General features: G+C 44.8%; 2 protein-coding genes. Both read left to right on the forward strand.

Annotated features, from left to right (window positions below; genetic code table 11):
* Positions 1 to 208 precede the first annotated feature (208 nt).
* Positions 209 to 1060, forward strand: a complete 852-nt coding sequence (locus tag D7Y06_RS24820; protein ID WP_120410142.1) for a tyrosine-type recombinase/integrase — start codon at positions 209 to 211, stop codon at positions 1058 to 1060.
* The coding region (locus D7Y06_RS24825) for an IS91 family transposase (RefSeq protein WP_120410143.1) at positions 1053 to 2136 on the forward strand (1084 nt) is incomplete at its 3' end. The genes D7Y06_RS24820 and D7Y06_RS24825, both read left to right, overlap by 8 nt.

Below are 2136 nucleotides of genomic sequence, written 5' to 3' on the forward strand. Positions count from 1 at the left end.
AATTATAAAAAAGCAGTAGCGGCCAAGTCCTAAAAGTAGTATTGTTAATTCACCACAAATAAACAATCAAACAGGATCGACACCACCACTGCCATGAATAGAATACCACCCATTTTCTACCGTTGCAAGCAGATTTTTTCTGCCCGGCCTCCTCCATGAATGGTAGTTGTTACTTGTTTACTACTTTGATTTCATGGAGGATTATTTTATGTATGATGAATATTTGCGCCAGCTCGATGAAGCGGGTAAAATCAGGAACCTCAAAGAACGTTCCATTTCCTGTTATCGAAACTATGTTTCTTATTTCTTAAATTATGTAAAAAAAGCCCCCTCTGACCTTACCTGTCAGGATGTCCGTAACTTTCTCCTCGCCAAGAAAGAGGACGGTCTCAAGGCCACCACTTTAAACTTATACAATTCCGCTATCCGGTTCTTTTACCGGAATGTCCTGCACATCCTGTGGGATGATATCACAGTCCCGCGGATGATCATTGAGCATAAACTTCCCACTGTTCTTACCGCAGATGAAGTGGAAAGGCTTCTGGATGCCACAGAAGATTTAAAATATAAAGCAATGTTTGCCACTATGTATTCTTCCGGCATGCGAGTTTCTGAAGTGATCCATCTCCATTATGATGATATCTCCCGTACCAACATGCAAATCCATGTCCGGGATACCAAAAACAGGATGGACCGGTATACCATTCTTTCAAAAAGAAACCTGGATCTCCTCACAGAATACTGGTTCCGAAAAGGGAGGCCAAAGGGTATCCTGTTTCCAAATAAATTTACCGGACAGTATCTTACAGTAGGTACATTGGAACAGGTCATGCGCCGTTCGGCTGCGGAAGCTGAACTTCCCAAAGGTGTTTCTCCCCACAGTCTTCGCCACAGTTTTGCTTCCCATCTGATGGAAGCCGGTGTGGAACAGCGTCACATCCAGGCCCTTCTGGGCCATCGTGACCCGAAATCGACAGAAGTTTATCTGCACGTGAGCAACAAAACAATCATGGGCATCCGAAGTCCTTTTGACAGGGAAGAAGGTGGATGCAATGGATAAACCTACCGTACAGGACATTTTTCAGAAGTTTTATTCTGCCTACCTGGATAAATATTCCCCTTCGCCGGAACAGGCCAAAACCGCTAACAACATCATAAACTGCAAAACCGGGGCTTATGGAGCCAACGTCAGTGTTTGTGAAGACTGCGGTGCCATACAGATTCATTATAACTCCTGCCAGAACCGCTGCTGTCCCATGTGCCAGGCTGTCCCGAAAGAAATGTGGATAGATGCCCGCAGGGAAGATGTCCTGGATGCACCTTATTTCCATCTTGTCTTTACGGTGCCGGATATTCTGAACCCTGTCATATACAGTAACCAGAAACTACTTTATGATACACTTTATCATGCGGCATCCGGCACAATCAGTGAACTTTCTGCTGATACTGCCCACCTTGGGGCAAAGGTCGGTTATATATGTATTCTTCATACATGGGGATCTGAAATGAATTTCCATCCCCATATCCATGCCATTCTTCTTGGCGGAGGGCTTACCCCGGAAAACAAATGGAGAGATAACGGGGAAGATTTCTTTCTTCCGGTGAAGGTAATCTCCAAGGTATTCCGTGGTAAATACATGGATGAGCTAAAACAACTCTGGAAGGCTGGAAAGCTTGAATTCCATGGTTCGGCTGAAAAGTACCGGAATCATTATTCTTTCAAGGAATTGATTGACCAATGTTATTCTGCCGAATGGATACCACACTGCAAAAAGACCTTCCATGGTGCACGGTCTGTCATTAACTATCTTGGCAAATATACACACCGGATTGCCATAAGCAACCACCGGATCATCCGTATGGATGAAGAGAATGTCACCTTTTCCGTGAAAGATTACCGCAATGACGGTAAATGGAAGGAATTCACACTGTCCGGTGTGGAGTTCATCCGGAGATTTCTGATGCATGTACCGCCAAAACGTTTTGTTCGGATCCGGCATTATGGGCTCCTGTGCTCCAGGACGAAAAATAAACAGCTTGCTCTGTGCCGCAACCTTCTAGGATGCCGGAAATACCTTTCAAAGCTAAAGGATATGGCAATGCCTGAGATTTTGGAACATCTTTACGGGATCAAGG

It is taken from the genome of Roseburia sp. 1XD42-69 (genome assembly GCF_003612565.1).
Lineage (GTDB): Bacteria > Bacillota > Clostridia > Lachnospirales > Lachnospiraceae > Roseburia_B.

Bases quoted from the DNA above. Each gene is read 5' to 3' on its own strand.
- D7Y06_RS24820 (WP_120410142.1), top strand. From the start codon at position 209: ATGTATGATGAATATTTGCGCCAGCTCGATGAAGCGGGTAAAATCAGG.